The following is a 22,684-nucleotide window of genomic DNA, read 5'->3' on the forward strand; positions in this document are numbered from 1 at the left end:
GTCCATGGTGCGTCGCTGGCATGGGACGCTCGGATTGCGTTGCTTTTTGAACGCTGAACCTCGGTCAGCATAGGGGAGGGGGATGCCCTATTCCTCGGTGCGGATCAGCACCGCTTCACCGATCAGGAAGAACAGCAGGAACGGCGCCCAGGCAGCGAGGAACGGCGGATAGGCGCCGAGATTGCCCATCGCCAGCGCAAAATTATCGGCGACGAAATAGGCGAAGCCCAGCGCCATGCCGATCACCGCGCGGACGAACAGCTTGCCCGATCGCGCGATGCCGAACGCCGCCACCGCCCCCAACAGCGGCATCAGCACCGCCGAGAGCGGGCTCGACAATTTGTGCCACAGCGATCCCTCGAGATCGGTGGTCGGCCGCCCCGCCGCGCTGAGGTCGCTGATCGCGGACTTGAGCGCCCCGAACGACAGCCCGTCGGCATCGACGCTCGCCAGCGTGAACTGGTCGGGGCGCACGCCGCGGCCGATCACCGTCGGCCCTTCGATCAGTTGCTTGCCCGAGGCGACGTCGAACAGCGTTACTTTCGGGCCGATCAGCCAGCCGTCGCCGTCGCGCTGCCCGCGCGGTGCGGAAACGATACTGATCAGCCGGCCGCCGTCGCGCTGAAACACGCTGATACCGCCGAGTTTCGCCGCATTGCCCTTGCCGCTGATCTGGGTGACCTGGATCAGGTCGTCGCCGTCGCGCACCCAGACGTTCGACCGGTCACCGCGATCGACCGGCAGCGGCCCGTAATCGACTGACTGCCATTGATCGAGCGTCGCGGTCGCGCGTGAGACCACGCGGTCATTGAACACGAAGGAGAAGGCCGCCACCACCAGCGCCGAGACGATCAGCGGCGCGAGCACCTGATGCGCGGACAGGCCCGATGCCTTGAGCGCGATGATCTCGCTGTTCTGGTTCATCGTCGCCAGCGTGATGATCGTGCCGAGCAGCACCGAGAAGGGCAGCACGAAGGCGATGATCTGCGGCGCGCGCAGGCCGACATAATGCCACACCTGCTCCTGCCCGTTGCCATGATAGGCGAGGATGTCGCCCGAGGTGCTGAGCAGGTCGAGCGTTTGCAGGATCAGCACCAGCCCGGCGACGATCACGAACGTGCGCACCAGGAACATCCGCGCCATGTAGATCGATACCGTGCGCGACGGAAAGAAACTGGCGAGCGTCATGCCGCCTTCCTCCGCCGGAACGGCATGATCCTGCCAATCGCCTTACCCAGCTTGGCGAACCAGCGCTCAAGCGCGCCGATCGGCTGCCCGCCGGGCACATAAGCGATCGTGTAATACATCCACAGGATTAGCCCCGCGAACGCAGCGAACGGCCCCCACAGCCCGATGATCGGATTGATCTTGCCGAGCGCGGCGACATCGGCGGCATATTGATTGACCTTGTGATAGGCGACGATCATCACGATCCCCAGGAACACGCCGAGCGCCGAGGTCGATCGCTTGGGCGGCACGCCGAGCGCGAGCCCCATCATCGGCAACAGGAACATGATGGCCACCTCGACGACGCGGAAATGGAATTCGGCGCGGCTCGATGCGCGCACGTCGGGCGTCACTTTCTGGTCGTGGCCGTAGAAAGCGAGCTCGGGCAGTGTCAGCTCCAGATTGCGGCCGCCGCGCTGGCGGAAATTCTCGTATTTGGGCAGCGGGATCGGCAAATCATGGACACTGAACGTCAGCACGCGCGGCACCTTGAAATTGGGCTCGCTGTCGATCAGCGTCCCGTTGGTCAGCCGGAAGATGATCGTGTCCGGATCGTCGGTGGCGAGGAACTGCCCGGTTTCGGCCGTCACCGCCAGCCAGCCGCCGTCATCGCTCTTGCGGTGCAGGAAGATGCCGGTCAGCCGGCGCCCCTTGTCCTCGCTCTTCTCGATGCGCAGCGTCATCTTGCTGCCGAAATTGGTGAATTCGCCGATCTTGATCGAGGCGCCCAGCGCGCCGGTCCTCAGCTCGAAGCGCAGCCCCTCGTAATTGTAGCGCGCCTTGGGCTGGATGAAGCCGACCACGCCGAGGTTCACGATCGCCAGCACGATCGCATAGAAGAACGGCACCCTGAGCAGCCGGCCGTAGCTCATGCCCACGCCGCGCATCACGTCGAGTTCGGAGGTGGTCGCCAGCTTGCGGAAGGTGAGCAGCACCCCGAGCAGCAAGCCAATCGGCACGCCGAGCCCGAGATATTCGGGCAGCAGGTTGGCGAGCATCCGCCAGATCACGCTGATCGGGCCGCCTTCGTCGGCGACGAACGCGAACAGCTTCTGGATGCGATCGAGCACCAGCAGCATCGCGGCGATCGTCAGCGTCGAGAGCAGCGGCACCGCGATCAGCCGGGCCATGTAGCGATCGATCGATTTCATGGGCGCTGGCGGAAACCTTCGGCTGGCGGCGCGGATGCCGGACTCGCCCGGCTATATCGGCGCATTGCCGCGCCGTCAGCCCCTCATTCGGCGGCGATGCGGTGTGGTGGCGACGGGCGTTCGCTCGCCATCGCCTCGGCGATCGCGCGTTCCAGCGCGGCGATGGTGAACGGCTTGCGCAGCACGAGGTGATCGACCAGCGCGTCGCCTGCCGCCTCGCCGGCATAGCCGGTGACGAACAGGATCGCGAGATGCGGATAGACCGGGGTCAGCGCGGCGACCATCTCCGGGCCGGTCAGGCCGGGCATCAACACGTCGGAAATGACGAGATCGATCGTCTCATGCGCGCGGAGCAGGTCGTCGGCCAGCAGCGGATCGCCGCAGCCGATCGGATGGTGGCCGAGTTCCTCGAGCGCGCCGATCGTCGCGGCGAGCACGCGCGGATCGTCCTCGACGACCAGGATATCGAGCCCGGAAGGCGCCGCCGCCTTGTCGGCCGCTGTTTCCACCGCCGCGTGCCGCGCATCGGCATCGGAGAGTCGTCGCGGCAGGTACAATGTCACCGTGGTACCCAGTCCTGGCGTCGAGTCGATCGTGATCTCGCCTTCGCTCTGGCGGACGAAAGCGAAGATCTGGCTGAGGCCCAGCCCGGTGCCCTTGCCGACCGGCTTGGTGGTGAAGAACGGCTCGAACACCCGCTCGCGAACCTCGGGCGCCATGCCGCAGCCGGTGTCGGTGACGGCGATCGTCACGTAATCGCCGGCCGGGCAGCGCCCGACTGCGCCTTCCTCCAGCGCGGTGCCGCCGGTCGCGATCGTCAGACGGCCGCGGCCGTCCATCGCATCGCGCGCGTTGACGGCGAGGTTGAGCAGCGCGTTCTCGAGCTGGTGGCGATCGGCCCAGATCGACCAGCCGCAACCGTCGTCGCTGGTCGCGACGGTGATCGCATCGCCCAGCGTGCGATCGAGCAGGTTGGACATGCCCGCGATCAGCGTGCGCGCCTCGATCGCCTCGGGCAGCAACGGCTCCGCGCGCGAAAAAGCGAGCAGCCGCTTGGTCAGCGCCGCGGCGCGATCGGCCCCTTCGGCGGCGTTGTCGAGATGCCGACGGACCTGTGCCGGGTCGCCATCCAGATTGCGCTTCGCAAGTTCAAGCCCGCCCAGCACAACCGCCAGCATATTGTTGAAGTCATGCGCGATGCCACCGGTAAGCTGGCCCACGGCTTCCATCTTCTGCACTTGCCGCAGCCGGGCTTCCTTCTCCTGCAGTTCGGCCGTTGCGGCGTCGACGGCCGCCTGCAGCCCCCCGACGCGGGCGCGTTCGACATCGGCCTCGGCGCGCGCCGAGGCGCGTTCGGCAAGCGCCTGCACCGCCATCCAGCCGAGCACCATCGCGCCCATCACCAGCACGATGCCGAAGCCGATCAGGATGCCGACCACGCGATTGGCATGGGCAATGGTATGCGAGACGGTGGCGTTGCGGCTGGCCAGCAGCGCGCGCTCGTCGGCGGTGATCTGCTTGAGCAGCCGGTTGATATCGTCGAGCGACTGGGCCTTGCGCGCCTGGTAATAGCGCGACAGCGCCTGGTCGTTCTTGTGATAGAGCGTGCTCAGCGCGGTCAGCGACAATTCCTTGCCGCGCTTCTGATAGGCGGCGCGCAGCGCGTCGATCCGGCGTTGCTGGCTCGGCCGGTCCGAGGTCGCGCGGTCGAGCTGGTCGAGCAGCCCGCCGGCGCGTGACCATTGATCCGAATATTGCTGGCCAAGCTGCTTGTCGCCGCTGATGACGAAGCGGCCGAGCGATGCCTCGGCATCGGCGATCATGCCGGAAAGATTGCTGGCGAGGATCATCACCTCGTAGCTCTTCGATTGCAGGTCGAGCGCACGATCGCGCTGCCGATCGGCGGATTTGAGCGTCAGCACCAGCGCCACGAGCACGGCGATGCCGAGCACCGCCGTAACCACCAGCATGATGGTTCGCCAGTGCGCGATCGGGCTTCGGCCCGCCTCGTGATCGCCCGCATTCATGCCGTGCGACTCTACCCCAGGCTCGGCAATCCGAAAAGCCGAACCTTCTATTTAGCCCAATACGCCCACGGCTTGGCCCGCGGCGCGGAACATCCCCAGCACCGTCTCGATCTGCGCGGCGCTGTGCTCGGCGCACAGCGAGCAGCGCAGCAGGTAGGTGCCGGCCGGCGTCGCGGGCGGGCGCGCCATGTTGACGTACAGCCCGCCGTCGAGCAGCGCCTGCCACATCGCCACCGCCTGTTCCTGGTCGTCGAGGATCACCGCGACGATCGCGCTGTCGGGCGTCTCGGTGCCGAGCCTGAAGCCCATGTCCTTCAGGCCGCCGTGCAAAGTGCGGGCATTTTCCCATAGATGCGCGCGCTTGTTATGGGCATGCATCAGCTTGCGGATCGAGGTTTCGGCGGTGGCCACGACGCTCGGCGGCAGGCTGGCGGTAAAGATATAGGGGCGGCAGGCGAGGCGGATTGCCTCGAACTTGGGGTGGTTCGACACGCAGAAGCCGCCGACCGTCCCGACCGACTTGGAAAAGGTGCCGACCACGAAATCGACCTCGCCCTCAAGCCCCTGTTCTTCGTAGACGCCGCGGCCATTGGGGCCGAAAAAGCCCATCGAATGCGCCTCGTCGACCAGCACCATCGCGTTGTGCTTCTTCGCAACGGCGACCATTTCCTTCAACGGTGCGATATCGCCCAGCATCGAATAGACGCCTTCGAGCACGACCAGCTTGCCCGCCTCGGCGGGTAGCCGCCCGAGCCGCTTGTCGAGATCGGTCACGTCGTTATGGCGGAAGCGGACGATCTCGGCATAGCCTTGCTTGCAGCCATCGTAGATCGAAGCATGGCTGTCGGCGTCGAGGATGACATAATCGCCCTTGCCGGCGAGTGTCGAGATCATGCCGAGATTGGCCATGTATCCGGTCGAGAACACGATCGCGCCGGACATGCCGTAAAAGTCACGCAGCGCCTGTTCGCAGCCCATATGGTCGCGGAAGGTGCCGTTGAGCATCCGGCTGCCGTTGGTGCCCGATCCGAACTGGTCGAGCGCGTCCTTGCCGGCCTGGATCACGTCGGGATCGAACGTCATGCCCATGTAATTGTAGGTGCCGAGCAGGATCGTGTCCTTGCCCTTGATCACCGCCTCGGTGGGCGATTTCACCTGCTCCATGACGATCGCGAACGGATCGGTAACACCTGAATCGAGCAGCGCCTGCCGTTCGGCGATCAAGCCGTCGAACTTGCTCATCAGGTCGCGCTCGGGCGCGAGCGGCGCGGCGTCGGCTGGGAGCGACTGGGCGGCTTGCACGGCTTCAGTCATAGTGTCAGGCCTTCAGCTTCTCTACGGCGTCGACCAGCTGGCCGACGGTCTCGATCTCGGCCTGCATGTTCATCGTGATGAGGATATCGAACTCGTCCTCGATCGCGGCGACGAAATCCATCACCGTCAGGCTGTCCCACTCGAGGTCGCCCTGGAAGGTGGTCGACTCGCTCAGCGACACGCCCTTCTTGTTGAAGGGCTCGATCAGCTCGGCAACTTTGTCGAAGGTTTGCTGGCGGTCGCTCATCTCACTGCTTTCGTCATTGGTTCGGCTGCCGCCTCTGCCGGGCAAATGCGGCGGCATTTCGTCCGGCCTATAGCAAGGAATGGGCGCGATACCACGCCGCCGTCGCGGCGAGGCCTTCGGCCGTCGGTACTTGCGGCTGCCACAAAGCCGCGTCGGGTCGTTTGTCGGCATCGACCACCCAGTCGGGATGACAGAAATAGGCGACCCGGTCCGCCGTCAGCTTGGCCCGCTTGCCGCGCACCAGCCGGTCGCCGCGCGCCGCCAGCGACAGCAGCGGGCGGGGGAGGGCGATCGGCCGCACCGATTTGCCGAGCGCACCGCCCACCGCGCGCGCGAATTCGGCATGGCTCCATCCGTTGACCCGCCCGTCATCGGCCTCGATCAATCGCTGGTTGGTTTCGGCCTGTGTCAGCGCAAGCAACAGCCGGCCGAGATCGCTTACCTCGATCACCGACAGCCGCCCGGCGGGCGGGGTGAAGGCCAGCCCCAGCCTGGCGAGCCGAAACAGCTCGCGCATTTCCATGTCGCCCGGCCCGTAGATCGCCGGCGGGCGCACCATCGCCCAGTCGAGGCTCGATTCGGTAACGATACGTTCGGCTTCGGCCTTGGACCAGCCATAGACCGAAAGCTGCGGCTCGCGCGCCGCCAGCGACGAGACATGCACGAACCGGCGCACGCCGGCCGCTTCGGCGGCGTCGACGATCGCGTCGGTGCCGTTGATATTGCCTGCGACGAAGCCCGCGCGATCGGGCGCATTGACCACGCCGGCGACATGGATCACCGCGTCCGCCCCGGTGACGAGCTCGGCAAGCGCCGCCTGGTCGTCGAGCGCGCCCGCCACCCAGGTTACGCCGGCATGGTCGGGCTGCGGCCGCCGCGTCAGCGCCCGCACCTGATGCCCCGCCGCCCGCGCGAGGTTGATCAGCGTGCCGCCGACGAACCCGGTGCCGCCGGTGACGGCGAGTATGCTCACACCCGCGCCATGTGGTTGCGATGCACCAGCGCCGATCGCGGGGCGTGGCCGAGAATCGAGGCGAGCTCCTCGCTGCGCCGGCCGATGATCAGCCGCGCCGCCGACGAATCATATTCGCACAATCCGCGCGCGATGCGGCGCCCGTCGGGGCCGACGATATCGACGATGTCGCCGCGGTGGAAATTGCCCTCGACGCTGGTCACGCCCGCCGCCAGCAGGCTGTTGCCGGATTTGAGCGCCTTCGCCGCGCCTTCGTCGACCCGGATCGTGCCGCCCGAGGTGAGCCCGCCCGCGATCCACGCCTCGCGCGCGCTCGGGCTGCCCTCGCCCAGGAACACGGTGCCGTGCCCGGTATGGGTGAAGCGCGCCAGCGCGTGCGGCCCGTGGCCGGAGATGATCGCCAGGTCCATCCCCGCCATCGTCGCGATCTTGGCCGCCTCGATCTTGGACACCATCCCGCCCGAGCCCATGCCCGACGACGATTTGGTGTCGGCCATCGATTCGATCTCCCAGGTAATGTTGGGCACCACCGGGATCAGCGTCGCATCCGGGTTCGACTGCGGGTTCGAATCGTACAAGCCATCGATGTCCGACAGCAGGATCACGCCGTCGGCATCCGCCGCCTGGCCGACGCGCGCGGCCAGCCGGTCGTTGTCGCCGAAGCGAATGCGTTCGGTGGCAACCGTGTCGTTCTCGTTGATGATCGGGATCACGCCCAGGCCGAGCAGCCGGCTCAGCGTCGCCGAGGCGTTGAGATAGCGCCGCCGATCCTCGAGATCGTCGAGCGTCACCAGCACCTGCGCCGCCGTCATCCCGCGCTGCGAGAGCAGATCGGCCCACATATGCGCCAGCGCGATCTGCCCGGTCGCTGCGGATGCCTGCGCATCCTCCAGGCTGTTGCGCCCGCCGCCGGGCAGGCCCAGCCGCCGCGCGCCGAGCGCGATCGCGCCGGAGGACACGATCGCTACCTGTTGCCCGGCCTGCGCGCGCCCGGCGATATCGGCGACCAGCGTCTCGACCCATTCGGAATGGACCTCGCCGTCGGGGCTGACGAGCAGCGCCGAGCCGACCTTGACGATCAGCCGGCGGCAGGCGGGTGGGGAGAAGCGGTTTGCTTCATCGGTCAAGGAAATCTCCTGTCCGTTGCGTCGCCGTCAGACCGGCGACCATTCAATTTCGTCTTCGCCTTCGTCGTCGGCGGGGACGGTGGCGTGATCGGGGCCGATCGCGGTGATCAGCCGGTCGAGCACCGCCTCGATGCCCGCGCCGGACGCCGCCGACAGCGGCATCACCTCGGCGCCGGAGACCTTGCCGATCTCGGTGGACATCAGCTCGATCAGCTCGTCGTCGAGCAGATCGGTCTTGCTCAGCGCGACGACTTGCGGCTTGTCGTCGAGGCCGGCGCCATATTGTGCCAGTTCGTCGCGGACGATGCGATAGGCCTCGACCGGATCATCGCCATCGGCGGCGACGAGGTGGAGCAGCACGCGGCAGCGCTCGATATGGCCGAGGAAACGATCGCCGATCCCGGCGCCCTCCGCCGCGCCCTCGATCAGCCCGGGAATGTCGGCGAGCACGAACTCCGTGCCCTTGTGGCTGACGACGCCGAGCTGCGGCCGCACCGTGGTGAACGGATAATCGCCGACCTTCGCCTTGGCGTTGGTGACGGCGTTGATGAAGGTCGATTTGCCGGCATTGGGCAGCCCGACCAGCCCGGCATCGGCGAGCAGCTTCAAGCGCAGCCACACCCATGCCTCCTCGGCGGGCCAGCCGGTGCCGTGCTGGCGCGGGGCGCGGTTGGTCGAGCTCTTGTAGCTCAAATTGCCACGCCCGCCGTCACCGCCCTTCAGGAACACCTCGCGCTGGCCCTCGCGGGTGAAGTCTAGCAGCACATGCTCCTTGTCCTCGCTGAGCACCTGGGTGCCGACCGGCACCTTGATGACCAGATCCTCGCCGCCCGCGCCGGTGCGGTTGCTGCCGGCACCGCCCTTGCCGCGGGGCGCCCGGAAATGCTGGGTGTAGCGAAAGTCGATCAGCGTGTTGAGGCCGTGGACCGCCTCGAACACGATGTCGCCGCCCTTGCCGCCATTGCCGCCATCGGGTCCGCCATATTCGATGAACTTCTCATGCCGGAAGCTCACCGCACCGGGGCCGCCCGCGCCGGAGCGCACGAAGATCTTGGCCTGATCGAGGAAATGCATGGGGCGCTAGATAGCGAACCTGCGGCGAATGGCTACCCTTGGCAGCGCAGGTGACGGTGGAGTCCCGGTTGCGAATGCGTGCGCCCGCAATTAAGATAGGCTTTGTCCGCGTAACTGGCGACTTGGGTGGAGCACCACCGGGGAGCGCGGATGTGCCGCCGCTCGCCTGGGCATCCCTCAAGGATGATCCCATGTCTGATCCAATCGATATTCCGAACTGGCTTCGTATCGACGACCGGCTCACCACTTCCGGCCAGCCAAGCGAAGAACAACTTGCCGCGCTTCGATCGCTCGGAGTCACGCACGTCATCAATCTTGCCTTGCACACGCATGAGCGAGCCTTGGAGGACGAGGCGGCCAGCCTGACGGCCCTGGGCATTTCCTATGTCCATATTCCCGTCGAGTTCGATGCGCCGAACGAGGCCGATTTCGAGAAATTCTGCGACGCCATGGAAGCCGTCGGCGGGGCGACGGTGCACGTCCATTGCATCGTCAACGCCCGTGTTTCCGCGTTCGTCTATCGCTACCGGCGCGATGTGCTCGGCGTGGACGAAGGGCAGGCGCGGGCTGCGATGGAGTTGATCTGGCGGCCGGGCGGCGTCTGGGCGGCATTCATCGGCGATGGTGCCTCGGTTCATCTGCAACATCGGCCGGGGCGACCGGGGCGAGTTGCCCCATAACGGCATCCGCGATGGCCGGGGACGGGCGCTATCTGGCGCAACATTTTCGTCCAACTGCCGGCGTGAAGTGGAGAAAGTGGAGAGCCTGGCGGGGTTTTTGCGGCAGTTGCACCGGGAACGCGCCGGCGAAGCGACGTGTTCGCTGCACCCACGCGACGGTAGTGCGACACCCTAGCGCCGGCTGCGGCCCAAGGCGCGACGGCGACGCGACAGGGTTGCGATCGAGGTTATACATCTATCAAAGAGCGGACGCCCAAGCGGGCGCAACAATGTCTCTGAAATTTTCCAACATTGGAAGCCTTGGCAGGTTTCGCCCAATGGCAGACATTTCTCTCCCCTTGCGGGAGAGAATAGAGGCGCTTGGCGGCTCTGCCGCCTAGCAGAGCTTAGTGAGGGGGATGCGAGGCTTCGCCTCGCGCGCGGCATAGCCGCGCATCCCCCTCACCAACTGCGCCTAGGCAGCAAGCTGCCAAGGCTCCGTATCAGTTCGAGGTAAACAATGCCCCGCATTGTTTAGGCCATGCCGGGGGCATGGCCGACCTCGAACTCCCGCAAGGGGAGAGGATATCGGCGGCAACTAACCACCCATTACCGACATCAGCGGTCAGTCCTTGCTGCGCCCCGCCAGCAGCATCTCCTTGGCCAATTCCCGCGCCTTCTCGCGGGGCAGGCCGAGCGCGCGAGCCATCGGGGCGCCGAGCAGCGCGTCGCCCAGCGCCATCAGCACCAGTTGCAGCGTTTCCTCGTGGATCGGGCGTTCGTTGCCGGGATGACCCTCGGCCAGCTCGTCGACCAGATCGTGAATCGCGGTCAGGATCGGATCGAGCGCGTTTTCGTTGCCGGACAGGATCATCCAGCTCGCCAGCGCGCCGGCGCCGCCGGTGTCGAACGCATCGAAGGTCAAATTGACCACCTCGTCGGGGCCGTCGTCGCCGGCGCGCGCGCGCAGCACCGCCTCGCGGATCGTGCCGGTGATGTGCCCGGCCATCCGCCCGATCAACGCCTTCTGCAATCCTTCGGCCGAGCCGAAATGGTGGAGCAGATTGGCATGCGTCCGCCCGATCCGCGACGCGACCGCCTTCAGCGTCACCGCCTGCGGCCCCGCCTCGATCAGCAGCGCGCGCGCCGCCTCCAAAGCCGCGTCGCGCGATTCTTCCGGGCTCATCCGACGGCGGGAGGCGAGGACAGCAGTGACCATCCCCCGTCTCTCGGCGGATTTGTCGCCGAGATCAAGGCGCTCGCCCGGTTCACCTTTCGACAGGCTCGGGGCGAGTGGATGCTACGCTCGCCTCACGCCGCCATGCGCACCGGATCGTCGGTCGATTGCTCGCCGTCGAAATCGAGCGCGTAGGCGATGCCGGGCGCGGTGCCGCCGCGCGCCAGCGAGCGCCGCGGCTCGACCCGCCCCGTGCGCCGGAAGCCGAGCTTGGTCAGCACGCGCCCCGAGGCCGGGTTGTCGGCGAAATGCCAGGCGTGCAGTTGCTTGTAGCCGAGCGCGTGGCGCGCCATCTCGATCACCGCGCGTCCCGCCTCGGTGGCATAGCCGCGGCCCCAGGCGTCGGGCGTCAGCCAATAGCCGAGCTGCCGCGTGCCGTCGGCCTCGTCATGGATGCCGATGCCGCCGATCAGCCGGGTCTCGGCGCCATCGTGCAGCAGGATCATGAACCGCGGGTCGGCGCTGCCGCGCTGGCTTGCCAGGAACGCCTCGGCGTCGCCCAGCGCATAGGGCCAGGGCACGCGGGCCAGCTTGGTGGCGACCGCCTCGTGGCCGATCGCTTCGGATAGAGCCCGCGCATCCTCGGGCCAGCCGGGCCGCAGCGTCAGTCTCTTGGTACGGGCGAACATCATACACTCTCCTCTCGCCGTCGAGCGCGCCCATGACGCATCACCGTGACGCGCGTGAGACAACTCGGTGGAGGGAGCATGAAAAAAGGGAGCCCGGGCGGCCCGGTCTCCCTTTTTGGCTGGTTCCTGCATCGGAACCCCGGATCGCCCTGGTGGGCAATCCGGATGATTGCCCGATGTTATTCGGCTGCGGCCATAATTTGCTCTACCGAGCAGAATTTGCGGCCGAGCTTGCCCTCGTGGAATCGCACGCGGCCCTCGACGAGCGCGAAGAGGGTGTGATCCTTGCCGATGCCGACGTTGGTGCCGGGATAGAATTTGGTGCCGCGCTGACGCACGAGGATGTTGCCCGGAATGGCGACTTCGCCACCGAACTTCTTCACGCCAAGACGACGACCGGCCGAATCACGACCGTTGCGCGACGAACCGCCTGCCTTCTTATGTGCCATTGTCTAAACTCCTTAGCTCAGGCTTCGGCGGCCGCAGGGGCGCCGTCAGCGTCGTTGGTCTTGGCGGCGGCCTTTTTCGGCGCTGCCTTCTTCTTCTCTTCGCCGACGCTCAGGATCTTCAGGATCGTGTGCTGCTGGCGATGGCCGTTGCGACGGCGATAATTGTGGCGGCGGCGCTTCTTGAAGACGATGACCTTTTCGCCCTTCGCCTGCGCGACGATCTCGGCGCCGACGGTGAGGCCCTTGACCGCCTTCAGCTCCGAGCCCTCGCCGGCGAGCAGAACGTCGTCGAGCGTGACCTGGTCACCGGCTTCGCCGCCGATCTTCTCGACGACGATCTTGTCTCCTGCGGCAACGCGATACTGCTTGCCGCCCGTGCGCACGACTGCGAACATGGCCCTCATCACTTTCCAAATGCATGTGCCCGCGCGAAGCTCGCTTCGCCGGGAAAGACGGTCCGCCTAAGCGAGCGGTGCGATTCTGTCAACATCCGTTGGGCATTGGCGGCCAACTCGATAAACGCGCCGGGGTAACGAAAGCGACAAACCCGTTGCCGCTCCCCGCGCCCCTGATATGGTCTCCCACGAAACGATTTCAGGAGAGAGCCACGATGATCAAGGCAATTCTTGCCGGCGCGATGCTGCTCGGCGCGCCCGCGCTGGCGCAGGACGGCCCGCCGCCCAAGATCTCGGACAAGCTGCCGCCAGCCAACCCGATTCCCTATGCGCCCGCCGATGTCGATGCCGTGATGGCGCCGGTCAACGCCGCGCTCGCCGGCATCGCCGCGCACGATGCGAGCGCGATTCAGGCGCAGCTTGCCGCCGATGGCGGCGCGACCGTCGTGATAGAGAATGCCGACGGCACCACGAAAACCGAGCATCTCGCCTGGCCGCAATTTCTTGCCGGCATCAAGCCCGGCGACGACAGCTATCAGGAGCGCCTCAGCGATCCCGCGATCGAAAGCGACGGCCATGTCGCGCTCGTCTGGAGCCCTTACGTCTTTTATCTGAACGGCAAGCCGCACCATTGCGGCACCGACCATTTCGATCTGGTCAAGCAAGCGGACGGCTGGAAGATCGTCAACATCACCTGGTCGCAGCGGACGACGGGGTGTGCGGCGGAATGAATTTTCCTACACGACACCGATTTGCTAGCCCGATGCCCATGCCCGTCTTGCCAGCCAACCGCCTGATTTCGCGCTCATCGACATTGTCAGTCCGCGCCGCTCGGCGAAATGCCGCGGATCGAGACAATTTGGTCAACTTCGCGCGGTTGTCGGCATGTTGAAATCGCTCCTCATCGCGAATCGCGGGGAGATCGCCTGCCGGGTGATTCGCACCGCGCGCCGGATGGGAATCCGCACGGTGGCGGTCTATTCGGACGCGGACGCGAAGGCGCTGCACGTCCGCCAGGCCGACGAGGCGGTGCATATCGGTCCGTCGCCGGCGCGCGAAAGCTATCTCGTCGGTGAGAAGATCATTGCCGCTGCCAAGCAGACCGGCGCGGAGGCGATCCATCCGGGCTATGGCTTCCTGTCCGAGAACGCCGATTTCGCCCAAGCCGTGATCGACGCCGGGCTGATCTGGGTCGGCCCCAAGCCCGCCAGCATCCGCGCGATGGGGCTGAAGGACGCTGCGAAGAAACTGATGCAGGACGCCGGCGTGCCGACCACGCCCGGCTATCTCGGCGAGAACCAGGACCCCGATCATCTGAAGGCGGAGGCCGACGCGATCGGCTATCCGGTGCTCATCAAGGCGGTCGCCGGCGGCGGCGGCAAGGGGATGCGGCGCGTCGAGGCGTCGGACGATTTCCTCGACGCGCTCGCCTCGTGCCAGCGCGAGGCGGCAAGCGCGTTCGGCGACGACCGCGTCCTGATCGAGAAATACATCCTCTCGCCGCGCCATATCGAGGTGCAGGTGTTCGGCGATGCCCATGGCAACGTCGTCCACTTGTTCGAACGCGACTGCTCGCTCCAGCGCCGCCACCAGAAGGTGATCGAGGAAGCCCCCGCGCCCGGCATGGACGCGGCCACGCGCGAAGCGGTGTGCGCCGCTGCCGTCCGCGCCGCGAAGGCGGTCGACTACGAAGGCGCCGGCACGATCGAATTCATCGCCGACGCCAGCGAAGGGCTGCGGGCGGACCGCATCTGGTTCATGGAAATGAACACGCGGCTGCAGGTCGAGCATCCGGTGACCGAGGAGATCACCGGGCAGGATCTGGTCGAGTGGCAGCTGCGCGTGGCTAGCGGCGAACCGCTGCCGAAGCGGCAGGATGAACTGTCGATCAACGGCTGGGCGATGGAAGCGCGGCTCTATGCCGAGGATCCGGTAAAGGGATTTTTGCCGAGCGTCGGCCGGCTCGAAATCTTTCGCGAGCATCGCGACGTGCGGCTGGAAACAGGCGTTTACGAGGGCGCGGAAATCACGGGTTTCTATGACCCCATGATCGCAAAGATCGTCGTTCACGCCGATGATCGCGAAGCAGCTTGCGAAGCTTTGGCAGGCGCTTGCTGCTCGACTGACATTTTCCCCGTCAAGACCAATGCTCCGTTCCTTTGGCGTGCGCTCGATGATGAGGATTTTCGCGCAGGTCGGATCGACACGGGATTTATCGCCGCCAAGGGTGATGCGCTCCTACCACCGAGCGAGCCGAGCGAAGATATGGTTAAGCAAGCGGCCGCGGCCGTGCTCGTACAGGAATATTACGGCGCGCCGACTACGTTGTCGTTCTGGGACGACGATCTTCTCTCGCAACCTCAGCCCAATCCGTGGCGAGGGGCATTGGGCTTCAGATTGAATCGTGAACCCAATCGTAAAGTGTCCGTCGCTGTCGAGGGACAGGTCTATGAAACCGAATTGCCTGACGATTGGGCGAGCAAGCCGATCGTTGGCGAGCCAGTCGCCAGTGGCGTTGCCGTCAACGACGACGGCCTATCCTTCTTGGCCGCTCTGCCCCGATTTTCTGGCGCGACCGTCGGCGCTGCCGCCGATGGCGCGATCCTGTCGCCGATGCCGGGGCGGGTGATCGCGGTGGCGGTGGGCGCGGGGGAGAGCGTCGCCAAGGGGCAGAAGCTCCTCACCATCGAGGCGATGAAGATGGAGCATACGCTGACCGCGCCCTTCGACGGGGTGGTGTCGGAACTCGACGCGAGCGAAGGCGCGCAGGTCAGCGAAGGCGCGCTGCTGGCGCGGATCGAGAAGGACAGCGAATGACAGAGCGCCGATCAATCCTCCCCGGGACGGGGAGGTGGCGCGCCGAAGGCGCGACGGAGGGGGCGGGCCTCCAGCGCTCGGCCCGACGGGACGCCCCCTCCACCATGCTCCGCATGGTCCCCCTCCCCGTGCCGGGGAGGATTGAATGACCGGCAAATTCTACGACGAATGGCAGATCGGTGAGGTGATCGAGCATCCGCTGCGGCGGACCGTCACCGAGACCGACAATCTGCTGTTCACGACGATGACGCACAATCCGCAGCCGCTCCACCTCGACGTTGAGGCGGCGAAGGCCAGCGAGTTTGGGCAGATCCTCGTGAACGGCACCTTCACCTTCAGTCTGATGGTTGGCCTGACGGTTGGCGAGACGACGATGGGCACGCTGGTCGCCAATCTCGGCTACGACAAATTGGTGATGCCCAAGCCGGTGTTCATCGGCGATACCCTGCGCGCCACCAGCGAAGTGACCGAGATGCGCGAGAGCAAGTCGCGGCCCAATGCCGGGCTGGTGACGTGGCGGCACCGCATGCTCAACCAGCGCGACGAGGTGGTGTGCGAATGCCTGCGGACGGCGCTGTTGCGACGAACGAATGGATGAGCGGGCGCGAACCGCTCCTCGATATCGCGTTCGCGGCGGAGGTGATCCACTGGCGCGGGCCGGCGCCTTTTTATTTCGTGGCGATACCGGCGGATCGGATCGGCGAGGTCCGCTGGGCGGCGCGGATCGCGAGTTACGGCTGGGGGTGCGTGCCCGTTGAAGCCTCGGTGGCCGATGTCGCCTTTACCACGGCGCTGTTCCCGAAGGACGGCGGCTATTTGCTGCCGCTCAAGGCCGCGGTGCGCAAGCAGGCCGGCGCCGATCTCGGCGACACCGTCGCCATGACGATGCGGATCACCGCGCCGGGCTAGACGGTGAAGCTCTCGCCGCAGCCGCAGGAGCCGGTGGCGTTGGGATTGTTGAACACGAAGCCCGTGGTGAAATCGTCCTCCACCCAGTCCATCGTCGAGCCGATCAGGTAGAGCACCGAGGCGCCATCCACGAAAAAGGTGCCGCCGGGGGTCTCGATGCGCTCGTCCATCGGGTTCGCCTCGGTGACGTAATCGACCGAATAGGCGAGGCCGGAGCAACCGCGGCGCGGGGTCGAGAGCTTGACACCGATCGCGTCGGCCGGGGCCTTCGCCATCAACTCGGCGATGCGGGCTTCGGCCTTGTCGGTCAGGATGACCGCGGCGGGGCGTTGGCGGGTGGTGGTCGCCATCACAGCATTCCCAGTTCGAGTTTGGCGTCATCCGACATCTTCTGCGGGTCCCAGGGCGGGTCCCAGACGAGGTTGACGTCGGCGGTGGCGATGCCGGGGACGGCGCTGACACGGAGTTCGACTTCGCCGGGCATCGATTCCGCCACCGGGCAATGCGGCGTGGTGAGAGTCATCGTCACCGCGGCATGGCCGTCGTCAGTGACGTCGACGCCGTAGATCAGACCGAGATCGTAGATGTTGACCGGGATTTCGGGGTCGTAGATTTCCTTCAGCGCCTCGACCACCGCCTCGTAGAGCGCGCCGCCCGGCTCGCCGGCGGGCTCGGCGGCGGGTTTTTGCGACAGGAAACCGTCGAGATAGTCGCGCTTGCGCTCGAAGGTTTGGCGCGCGCTTTCTTCGACGCGCGCCTTGGGCGGCGCCACGACCGACTCGACTTCTTCCACCGTGATCTTGCGCTCTTCGTTCATCCGAAGATCCTCGTTACTCGTTCGATACCCTTGACCAGTGCGGCGACGTCCTGCGGGCCGTTATAGACGCCGAAGCTGGCGCGCGCGGTGGCCTCGACCCCCAGCGCCTCCATCAGCGGCTGCGCGCAGTGATGGCCGGCGCGGATCGCGACCTGGCCTTCGTCCAATATGGTGGCGACATCGTGCGGATGAACCCCCTCGACGGCGAAACTGACGATGCCGGCGGAGTCCTCGGGGCCGAACACGGTGACGCTGTTCAGGCCAGCCAGCGCCTCGCGGGTTTCGCGGACGAGCGCGGTTTCGTGGGCGTGGATTCGGTCGAGGCCGATCGATTCGACGTAATCGATCGCGGCGTGCAGGCCGACGACGCCGACGATGTGCGGCGTGCCTGCTTCGAAGCGGCCGGGGGGCGGGGCGTAGGTGGTGCGTTCGAAGGTGACGCGGTCGATCATCGAGCCGCCGCCCTGATAGGGGGGCATTGATTCCAGCAGCTCGGCCCGCGCCCAGAGCGCGCCGATGCCGGTCGGGCCGTAGAGCTTGTGGCCGGAGAAAACGTAGAAATCGCAGTCGAGCGCCTGCACGTCGACCGCGAGGCGCGGCACCGCCTGGCAGCCGTCGAGCAGCAGCTTGGCGCCGACTGCATGCGCGAGGTCGGCGGCGTGGCGCGCGTCGAGGATCGAACCGAGCACGTTGGAGACATGCCCCAGCGCGACCAGCTTGTGTTGGGGCGTCAGCATGTCGGCCATCGCGTCGAGATCGATACGGCCGTCCATCGTCAGCGGAATCACGTCGATCTCGGCGCCGGTGCGCTCGGCGACGAGCTGCCAGGGGACGATGTTCGAATGGTGCTCGAGCGTCGAGAGGAGGATGCGGTCGCCGGCCTTGAGGTGGGTGCCGGCCCAGCTATGCGCGACGAGATTGATGCCTTCGGTCGCGCCGCGGACGAACACCACTTCGTCGGGCGAGCGCGCGTTGAGAAAGGTGGCGACGCGCTTGCGGGCAGCCTCATAGGCGAGCGTCATGTCGGCGGAGCGCTGATAGACGCCGCGATGGACGGTGGCGTAGGTCTCGCCATAGGCGCGGGTGATCGCGTCGATGACGGGGCGCGGTTTCTGCGCGGTGGCGGCGGTGTCGAGATAGGCCCAGCCTTCGGGAATCGCCGGGAAATCGGCGAGCACGTCGAGAGCCAAATCCTCCCCGTTTACGGGGAGGGGGACCGCGCCGGAGGCGTGGTGGAGGGGGCTATCCGCAAGCGATGCGCTATGTGGCGCACCCCCTCCACCAGCTTCGCTGGTCCCCCTCCCCGTGCCGGGGAGGATTTTGGTTGCTTCGCTCACAACGCGCGCTCCAGCCAGCGGTCGGCGTCGGCGGTGAAGGCGTCGCGCACGGCTTCTGTGCCGATGCGCGAGAGGGCGTCGGCGACGAAGGCGCGGGTGAGCAGCGCCTTGGCGCGGGCAGGAGCGATGCCGCGGCTAGTCAAGTAGAACAGCGCCGTCCGGTCGAGCTCGCCGACGGTGGCGCCGTGGGCGCACTTCACATCGTCGGCGAAGATTTCGAGCTCGGGCTTGAGGTTGATCGTGGACGTGCGATCGAGCAGCAGGCCGCGCAAGCTCTGCTCGCCGTCGGTCTTCTGCGCACCGCGGGCGACCTCGACGCGGGCGGCGAGGCTGGCGGTCGAGCGGTCCTTGGCGACGGCGCGCCACGTCTGGTGGCTCTGGCCGTCGAGCGCATCGTGGCGCAGCGACACCGCGGCTTCCTGATTCTGCTCGCCTTGGGTGAGGAGCGCACCACCCATTTCGGCATAGGCGGCAGCGCCGGTGCAGTGAAGCGCGCCGTCGACGCGGCAGTCCATGCCGCCGGCGCCGAGGAAGATCGACACGAGGCTGGCGCCTTCGCCGACCTGCGCCTCGTCGCGGTGGGAGATGAAGCCTGAGCTTTGCAGCATGCGAACCGAGCGCATCAGGCGGGCGGAACGGGCGAGGGTGATTTGCGTCAGCCGATTGGACCAGCCGGCGCCGACATAGGTTTCGACGATCGTGGCGGCGGCATCCTCGCCGAGCGTGATGCGCGCGGGGAGGTGGTTGGCGCCGCCGGTGGCGATGTGGACGATCTCGATCGGGTCGGTCGCCTGGTCGGTGTCGAGGGTGAGGCGCCAGCCGGGGCCGGTGGCCTGCTTACCCAGCGGGTGATCGGTGGCGAGGTCGAGCGGCTCGACGCGGACGCGGCCGGGGGTGCTGCGATCGGCGTCGAGGACGCCATCGACGAACACGAGGCGCGGGCCGCCGAGGCCGATGAAATGGTCGTCGGCAATGAGGGCGGTGCCGTGCGGTTGGTCCGCCAGCGCGCGAAGCGCGTCGAGCTTCGACCAGCGCCAGGCTTCCTCACGCCTGGAGGGGAGAGTGAGGGTGGTCATCGCGCCGTCCTCTCTGGGTCTCCGCGTCTCTGCGCGAACAATGAATTTGATTCGCGCAGAGACGCGGAGGCGCAGAGGAAAGGAGTTGCGCCTTCGGCGCTTTCCCGTGCTTCCGCGGCGGCGGGAGCCCAGGGTTTCGAGCGGAGCGCCTGGGGCTCTGGGTTCCCGCCCGCGCGGGAACACAGGGGAATTGTTGAAACGATCACGCCGCCACCTCGGCATAGCCTTCGGCTTCGAGCTGCTTGGCGAGCTCGGGGCCGCCGGAGCGGACGATGCGGCCGTCGACCAGCACGTGGACATGGTCGGGCTCGACATATTCGAGCAGGCGTTCGTAGTGGGTGATCAGCAGCACCGCCTTGTCGGGGGCGCGCATGATGCGGTTGATGCCTTCGCCGACCGCCTTCAGCGCGTCGATGTCGAGGCCAGAATCGGTCTCGTCGAGGATCGCGAACTTGGGGGCGATGATGCCCATCTGGACCATCTCGTTGCGCTTCTTCTCGCCGCCCGAGAAGCCGACATTGACCGGGCGCTTGAGCATCTCCTGGTTCATGCCGAGCAGGTCGGCCTGCGCGCGGGCGAGTTTGAGGAACTCGGCGCCGGACAGCGGGGCTTCGCCGCGGCTCTTGCGCTGCGCATTGAGCGCTTCGCGGAGGAACTGGACGTTGGAGACGCCGGGGATTTCGACCGGATATTGGAAGCCGAGGAACAGGCCGGCGGCGGCACGATCGTGGGTGTCCATATCGAGCAGGTCGTGGCCGTCGAACGTCACCGAGCCGGCGGTCACCTCATAGCCCGGCCGCCCGCCGAGGACATAGCCGAGCGTCGACTTGCCCGCGCCGTTCGGCCCCATGATTGCGTGCACCTCGCCCGCGTTAACGGTGAGCGAGAGGCCCTTGAGGATCGGCTTGCCGTCGATCTCGGCGTGGAGGTTTTCAATCTTGAGCATTTTGGGCTTTCGTGCGTCGATCCACGAGCGCGCTAAGCGCATCGGCGGTCATTTCGTTTTCCATCAGTTTCATGCGAGTGTCGGCGTCGGCTCTCAGCTTCTTGCCGCCTGCCTGCTTTTCCGCATCGTCCGCGGCCAACTCCATGCCAGCAGCAAGCAGGTCATCGTCGCAGCTTTTCCGTGCCGCCTCGATGATCTGGTTGTTCTCCTTAGCTAAATCAGCGGACGCGACTTGTTTCATCACGCAATCGCGATAATCTTTGAAGGAAGCCTCATCAGCTTTCGACAAGGTGACGGCCAACTGCAGTGCCAGCAAACTAATCACCCGACGCTCCCCTCAAGGCTGATCCCCAGCAGCTTCTGCGCCTCGACCGCGAACTCCATCGGCAGTTGCTGGAGCACCTCCTTGGCGAAGCCGTTGACGATCAGCGCCACCGCCGCCTCGCTGTCGAGCCCGCGGCTCATTGCGTAGAACAGTTGGTCGTCGCTGATCTTCGAGGTGGTCGCTTCGTGCTCGATCTGCGCGCTCGGGTTGCGGACCTCGATATAGGGCACGGTGTGCGCGCCGCACTGGTCGCCGAGCAGCAGGCTGTCGCACTGGGTGAAGTTGCGGACGTTTTCAGCAGTCGGCCCGACGCGGACGAGGCCGCGATAGGTGTTGTCGCTGGCTCCTGCGCTGATCCCCTTCGAGACGATCGTCGAGCGGCTGTTCTTGCCGAGGTGGATCATCTTGGTGCCGGTATCGGCCTGCTGGCGGTTGTTGGTCACCGCGACCGAATAGAATTCGCCGACGCTGTTCTCGCCCGACAGCACGCAGCTCGGATATTTCCAGGTGATCGCGCTGCCAGTTTCGACCTGGGTCCAGCTCACCTTGCTGTTCTTGCCCTGGCACAGCGCGCGCTTGGTGACGAAATTGTAGATGCCGCCCTTGCCGTTCTCGTCGCCGGGATACCAGTTCTGGACGGTCGAATATTTGATCTCGGCATCGTCCAATGCGACCAGCTCGACCACCGCGGCGTGGAGCTGGTTCTCGTCGCGCATCGGGGCGGTGCAGCCTTCGAGATAGCTGACATAGGCGCCCTTGTCGGCGACGATCAGCGTGCGCTCGAACTGGCCGGTATTCTCGGCGTTGATGCGGAAATAGGTGGAAAGCTCCATCGGGCAGCGCACGCCCTCCGGCACGTAGACGAAGGTGCCGTCGGAGAAGACCGCGCTGTTGAGCGTGGCGAAGTAGTTGTCGCGCTGGGGGACGACCTTGCCGAGCCACTTCCTGACCAGCGCGGGGTGCTGCTTGATCGCCTCGGAGATCGACAGGAAGATGACGCCGGCTTCCTCCAGCTCCTTGCGGAAGGTGGTGGCGACCGAAACCGAGTCGAACACCGCGTCGACCGCGACCTTGCGCGCGCCCTCGACACCGGCGAGCACCTTCTGCTCCTCGATCGGGATGCCGAGCTTTTCGTAGGTGCGCTTGATCTCGGGATCGAGTTCGTCGAGCGACTTGAGCGTCGGCTTCTTCTTGGGCTCGGCGTAGTAATAAGCGTCCTGATAGTCGATCGGGGGCACGTTGAGCTTCGCCCAGTCGGGGGCGGTCATGCCTTCCCACATCCGATAGGCCTTGAGCCGCCAGTCGAGCATCCACTCGGGCTCGCCCTTCTTGGCGGAGATGAAGCGGACAGTGTCCTCGCTCAGCCCCTTGGGCGCGAACTCCTGTTCGAGCTCGGTCGAGAAGCCCCATTCGTACTTCTTGTTGGCGGCGGCGAGCGCCTCGGCGTTACGCGTGGCCATGAGCCATTCCTACTTCATGTGTTTGGGGCGGGGTGCAAAGCGACGCCAGCGACACGCCGGCAAGCGCGCCTTTGACGGCCTGGTTGACGATCGTCCAGTGCGGTTTGACGCAGCAGACATGCTCGATGCTGCAATCGTGCGCGCCGTGATCGACGCATGCGGTCATCGCGATCGGGCCCTCGACCGCCTCGACAATGTCGGCGAGGCTGATCGTCGCCGGCGGACGCGAGAGGCGTAAGCCCCCGCCGGTGCCACGCACCGTCTCGATCAAGCCGGCGGCCGACAAGCGGCTGACGAGCTTCTGGACGGTAGGGAGGGGAAGGCCGGTCTGCTCGGCCAGCAGGGTCGCGTTCAAGCGGCCGCGCGCGCCGCAATGGCGCGCGGTGGCGGTCAACATCACGACCGCGTAATCGGCAAGGCTCGAAAGACGCATGGCTCCTAATCGGATCGAATCTGTCTGATTGGCAGATGGGCGCGCGCGCCGCGCG

The 22,684-nt window shown here is 66.2% G+C and carries 25 protein-coding genes and 1 riboswitch; of the genes, 5 read left to right on the forward strand and 20 right to left on the reverse strand.

Annotation, left to right across the window (positions count from 1 at the left end):
- Positions 1-87 precede the first annotated feature (87 nt).
- From lptG to obgE, 8 genes are all read right to left on the reverse strand, one after another.
- Positions 88-1,188 carry an LPS export ABC transporter permease LptG gene (lptG, locus tag K7G81_RS00595; protein ID WP_223028810.1) on the reverse strand — a complete coding sequence of 367 codons (1,101 nt, stop codon included), beginning with the start codon at positions 1,186-1,188 and terminating at the stop codon, positions 88-90.
- Positions 1,185-2,378, reverse strand: coding sequence for an LptF/LptG family permease (locus tag K7G81_RS00600; RefSeq protein WP_223028811.1), 1,194 nt, complete (start codon positions 2,376-2,378; stop codon positions 1,185-1,187). The genes lptG and K7G81_RS00600 overlap by 4 nt, the downstream gene beginning before the upstream one ends.
- Positions 2,379-2,461: 83 nt before the next feature.
- Entirely contained in the window at positions 2,462-4,348 is a 1,887-nt protein-coding gene (locus tag K7G81_RS00605; protein WP_255586457.1) for an ATP-binding protein, read from the reverse strand.
- Between the two features lie 108 nt (positions 4,349-4,456).
- Entirely contained in the window at positions 4,457-5,719 is a 1,263-nt protein-coding gene (gene spt / locus K7G81_RS00610) for a serine palmitoyltransferase (RefSeq protein ID WP_223028813.1), read from the reverse strand.
- Positions 5,720-5,723: 4 nt separating this feature from the next.
- Positions 5,724-5,966 (reverse strand): acyl carrier protein, encoded by a 243-nt coding sequence (locus K7G81_RS00615; protein ID WP_223028814.1) that lies wholly within the window; start codon positions 5,964-5,966, stop codon positions 5,724-5,726.
- Positions 5,967-6,033: 67 nt separating this feature from the next.
- Positions 6,034-6,939, reverse strand: coding sequence for an NAD-dependent epimerase/dehydratase family protein (locus K7G81_RS00620; RefSeq protein WP_223028815.1), 906 nt, complete (start codon positions 6,937-6,939; stop codon positions 6,034-6,036).
- A complete protein-coding gene (gene proB, locus K7G81_RS00625; RefSeq protein ID WP_223028816.1) occupies positions 6,936-8,066 on the reverse strand; it encodes a glutamate 5-kinase in 1,131 nt (376 codons plus the stop codon). The genes K7G81_RS00620 and proB overlap by 4 nt, the downstream gene beginning before the upstream one ends.
- A 27-nt stretch (positions 8,067-8,093) precedes the next feature.
- Positions 8,094-9,140 carry a GTPase ObgE gene (gene obgE / locus K7G81_RS00630; protein WP_223028817.1) on the reverse strand — a complete coding sequence of 349 codons (1,047 nt, stop codon included), beginning with the start codon at positions 9,138-9,140 and terminating at the stop codon, positions 8,094-8,096.
- 100 nt (positions 9,141-9,240) lie between these two features.
- Positions 9,241-9,319, forward strand: a riboswitch (ZMP/ZTP riboswitch).
- Here obgE and K7G81_RS00635 point away from each other — a divergent pair.
- Positions 9,293-9,820: a protein tyrosine phosphatase family protein gene (locus tag K7G81_RS00635; RefSeq protein WP_369411998.1), complete on the forward strand. Its 528-nt coding sequence runs from the start codon at positions 9,293-9,295 to the stop codon at positions 9,818-9,820. It overlaps the preceding riboswitch by 27 nt.
- Before the next feature lie 604 nt (positions 9,821-10,424).
- Here the strand turns inward: K7G81_RS00635 and K7G81_RS00640 are convergent.
- From K7G81_RS00640 to rplU, 4 genes are all read right to left on the reverse strand, one after another.
- Positions 10,425-11,018 (reverse strand): TetR family transcriptional regulator, encoded by a 594-nt coding sequence (locus K7G81_RS00640; protein ID WP_223028818.1) that lies wholly within the window; start codon positions 11,016-11,018, stop codon positions 10,425-10,427.
- A gap of 92 nt (positions 11,019-11,110) precedes the next feature.
- Entirely contained in the window at positions 11,111-11,668 is a 558-nt protein-coding gene (locus K7G81_RS00645) for a GNAT family N-acetyltransferase (protein WP_255586458.1), read from the reverse strand.
- A 176-nt stretch (positions 11,669-11,844) separates the two neighbouring features.
- Positions 11,845-12,114, reverse strand: coding sequence for a 50S ribosomal protein L27 (gene rpmA / locus K7G81_RS00650; RefSeq protein WP_223028819.1), 270 nt, complete (start codon positions 12,112-12,114; stop codon positions 11,845-11,847).
- A gap of 17 nt (positions 12,115-12,131) precedes the next feature.
- Entirely contained in the window at positions 12,132-12,509 is a 378-nt protein-coding gene (gene rplU / locus K7G81_RS00655) for a 50S ribosomal protein L21 (protein WP_223028820.1), read from the reverse strand.
- A gap of 215 nt (positions 12,510-12,724) precedes the next feature.
- Here rplU and K7G81_RS00660 point away from each other — a divergent pair, with 215 nt between their 5' ends.
- From K7G81_RS00660 to K7G81_RS00675, 4 genes are all read left to right on the forward strand, one after another.
- Positions 12,725-13,240: a nuclear transport factor 2 family protein gene (locus K7G81_RS00660; protein ID WP_223028821.1), complete on the forward strand. Its 516-nt coding sequence runs from the start codon at positions 12,725-12,727 to the stop codon at positions 13,238-13,240.
- Between the two features lie 154 nt (positions 13,241-13,394).
- Entirely contained in the window at positions 13,395-15,326 is a 1,932-nt protein-coding gene (locus tag K7G81_RS00665) for an acetyl/propionyl/methylcrotonyl-CoA carboxylase subunit alpha (RefSeq protein ID WP_223028822.1), read from the forward strand.
- Between the two features lie 145 nt (positions 15,327-15,471).
- Complete coding sequence (locus tag K7G81_RS00670) at positions 15,472-15,924, forward strand: MaoC family dehydratase (RefSeq protein ID WP_223028823.1); 453 nt, start codon at positions 15,472-15,474, stop codon at positions 15,922-15,924.
- Positions 15,921-16,235 carry a DUF1905 domain-containing protein gene (locus tag K7G81_RS00675; protein ID WP_223028824.1) on the forward strand — a complete coding sequence of 105 codons (315 nt, stop codon included), beginning with the start codon at positions 15,921-15,923 and terminating at the stop codon, positions 16,233-16,235. Before K7G81_RS00670 ends, K7G81_RS00675 begins: the two co-directional genes overlap by 4 nt.
- On the opposite strand, the gene K7G81_RS00680 is transcribed toward K7G81_RS00675, so the two are convergent.
- The 8 genes from K7G81_RS00680 to K7G81_RS00715 form a co-directional block, all read right to left on the reverse strand.
- The gene (locus tag K7G81_RS00680; RefSeq protein WP_223028825.1) at positions 16,232-16,585 is read right to left on the reverse strand and encodes a HesB/IscA family protein; all 354 of its coding nucleotides are present in this window, start codon (positions 16,583-16,585) and stop codon (positions 16,232-16,234) included. The genes K7G81_RS00675 and K7G81_RS00680 overlap by 4 nt on opposite strands.
- Positions 16,585-17,052 carry an SUF system Fe-S cluster assembly protein gene (locus K7G81_RS00685; protein ID WP_223028826.1) on the reverse strand — a complete coding sequence of 156 codons (468 nt, stop codon included), beginning with the start codon at positions 17,050-17,052 and terminating at the stop codon, positions 16,585-16,587. The genes K7G81_RS00680 and K7G81_RS00685 overlap by 1 nt, the downstream gene beginning before the upstream one ends.
- The gene (locus K7G81_RS00690; protein ID WP_255586459.1) at positions 17,049-18,242 is read right to left on the reverse strand and encodes a cysteine desulfurase; all 1,194 of its coding nucleotides are present in this window, start codon (positions 18,240-18,242) and stop codon (positions 17,049-17,051) included. Before K7G81_RS00690 ends, K7G81_RS00685 begins: the two co-directional genes overlap by 4 nt.
- A gap of 143 nt (positions 18,243-18,385) precedes the next feature.
- Positions 18,386-19,465 (reverse strand): SufB/SufD family protein, encoded by a 1,080-nt coding sequence (locus K7G81_RS00695; RefSeq protein WP_223028827.1) that lies wholly within the window; start codon positions 19,463-19,465, stop codon positions 18,386-18,388.
- Between the two features lie 202 nt (positions 19,466-19,667).
- Positions 19,668-20,411, reverse strand: a complete 744-nt coding sequence (sufC, locus tag K7G81_RS00700) for a Fe-S cluster assembly ATPase SufC (RefSeq protein WP_223028828.1) — start codon at positions 20,409-20,411, stop codon at positions 19,668-19,670.
- On the reverse strand, positions 20,398-20,736 hold the full coding sequence (locus K7G81_RS00705) for a hypothetical protein (RefSeq protein WP_223028829.1): 339 nt from the start codon (positions 20,734-20,736) through the stop codon (positions 20,398-20,400). Before K7G81_RS00705 ends, sufC begins: the two co-directional genes overlap by 14 nt.
- Positions 20,733-22,196 carry a Fe-S cluster assembly protein SufB gene (gene sufB, locus K7G81_RS00710; protein ID WP_223028830.1) on the reverse strand — a complete coding sequence of 488 codons (1,464 nt, stop codon included), beginning with the start codon at positions 22,194-22,196 and terminating at the stop codon, positions 20,733-20,735. Before sufB ends, K7G81_RS00705 begins: the two co-directional genes overlap by 4 nt.
- Positions 22,183-22,629 carry an SUF system Fe-S cluster assembly regulator gene (locus tag K7G81_RS00715; protein WP_223028831.1) on the reverse strand — a complete coding sequence of 149 codons (447 nt, stop codon included), beginning with the start codon at positions 22,627-22,629 and terminating at the stop codon, positions 22,183-22,185. The genes sufB and K7G81_RS00715 overlap by 14 nt, the downstream gene beginning before the upstream one ends.
- Positions 22,630-22,684: the final 55 nt, after the last annotated feature.

Origin of the sequence: Hephaestia mangrovi, from assembly GCF_019880555.1 — a bacterium.
Lineage (GTDB): Bacteria > Pseudomonadota > Alphaproteobacteria > Sphingomonadales > Sphingomonadaceae > Sphingomonas > Sphingomonas mangrovi.

Bases quoted from the DNA above. Each gene is read 5' to 3' on its own strand.
- K7G81_RS00670 (WP_223028823.1), top strand. From the start codon at position 15,472: ATGACCGGCAAATTCTACGACGAATGGCAGATCGGTGAGGTGATCGAG.
- K7G81_RS00615 (WP_223028814.1), bottom strand. From the start codon at position 5,966: ATGAGCGACCGCCAGCAAACCTTCGACAAAGTTGCCGAGCTGATCGAG.
- K7G81_RS00645 (WP_255586458.1), bottom strand. From the start codon at position 11,668: ATGATGTTCGCCCGTACCAAGAGACTGACGCTGCGGCCCGGCTGGCCC.
- rpmA (WP_223028819.1), bottom strand. From the start codon at position 12,114: ATGGCACATAAGAAGGCAGGCGGTTCGTCGCGCAACGGTCGTGATTCG.
- K7G81_RS00600 (WP_223028811.1), bottom strand. From the start codon at position 2,378: ATGAAATCGATCGATCGCTACATGGCCCGGCTGATCGCGGTGCCGCTG.
- K7G81_RS00605 (WP_255586457.1), bottom strand. From the start codon at position 4,348: ATGCTGGTGGTTACGGCGGTGCTCGGCATCGCCGTGCTCGTGGCGCTG.
- K7G81_RS00660 (WP_223028821.1), top strand. From the start codon at position 12,725: ATGATCAAGGCAATTCTTGCCGGCGCGATGCTGCTCGGCGCGCCCGCG.
- K7G81_RS00695 (WP_223028827.1), bottom strand. From the start codon at position 19,465: ATGACCACCCTCACTCTCCCCTCCAGGCGTGAGGAAGCCTGGCGCTGG.
- obgE (WP_223028817.1), bottom strand. From the start codon at position 9,140: ATGCATTTCCTCGATCAGGCCAAGATCTTCGTGCGCTCCGGCGCGGGC.
- K7G81_RS00675 (WP_223028824.1), top strand. From the start codon at position 15,921: ATGAGCGGGCGCGAACCGCTCCTCGATATCGCGTTCGCGGCGGAGGTG.
- K7G81_RS00715 (WP_223028831.1), bottom strand. From the start codon at position 22,629: ATGCGTCTTTCGAGCCTTGCCGATTACGCGGTCGTGATGTTGACCGCC.
- spt (WP_223028813.1), bottom strand. From the start codon at position 5,719: ATGACTGAAGCCGTGCAAGCCGCCCAGTCGCTCCCAGCCGACGCCGCG.
- K7G81_RS00685 (WP_223028826.1), bottom strand. From the start codon at position 17,052: ATGAACGAAGAGCGCAAGATCACGGTGGAAGAAGTCGAGTCGGTCGTG.
- rplU (WP_223028820.1), bottom strand. From the start codon at position 12,509: ATGTTCGCAGTCGTGCGCACGGGCGGCAAGCAGTATCGCGTTGCCGCA.
- K7G81_RS00680 (WP_223028825.1), bottom strand. From the start codon at position 16,585: ATGGCGACCACCACCCGCCAACGCCCCGCCGCGGTCATCCTGACCGAC.
- K7G81_RS00665 (WP_223028822.1), top strand. From the start codon at position 13,395: ATGTTGAAATCGCTCCTCATCGCGAATCGCGGGGAGATCGCCTGCCGG.
- lptG (WP_223028810.1), bottom strand. From the start codon at position 1,188: ATGACGCTCGCCAGTTTCTTTCCGTCGCGCACGGTATCGATCTACATG.
- sufB (WP_223028830.1), bottom strand. From the start codon at position 22,196: ATGGCCACGCGTAACGCCGAGGCGCTCGCCGCCGCCAACAAGAAGTAC.
- K7G81_RS00640 (WP_223028818.1), bottom strand. From the start codon at position 11,018: ATGGTCACTGCTGTCCTCGCCTCCCGCCGTCGGATGAGCCCGGAAGAA.
- sufC (WP_223028828.1), bottom strand. From the start codon at position 20,411: ATGCTCAAGATTGAAAACCTCCACGCCGAGATCGACGGCAAGCCGATC.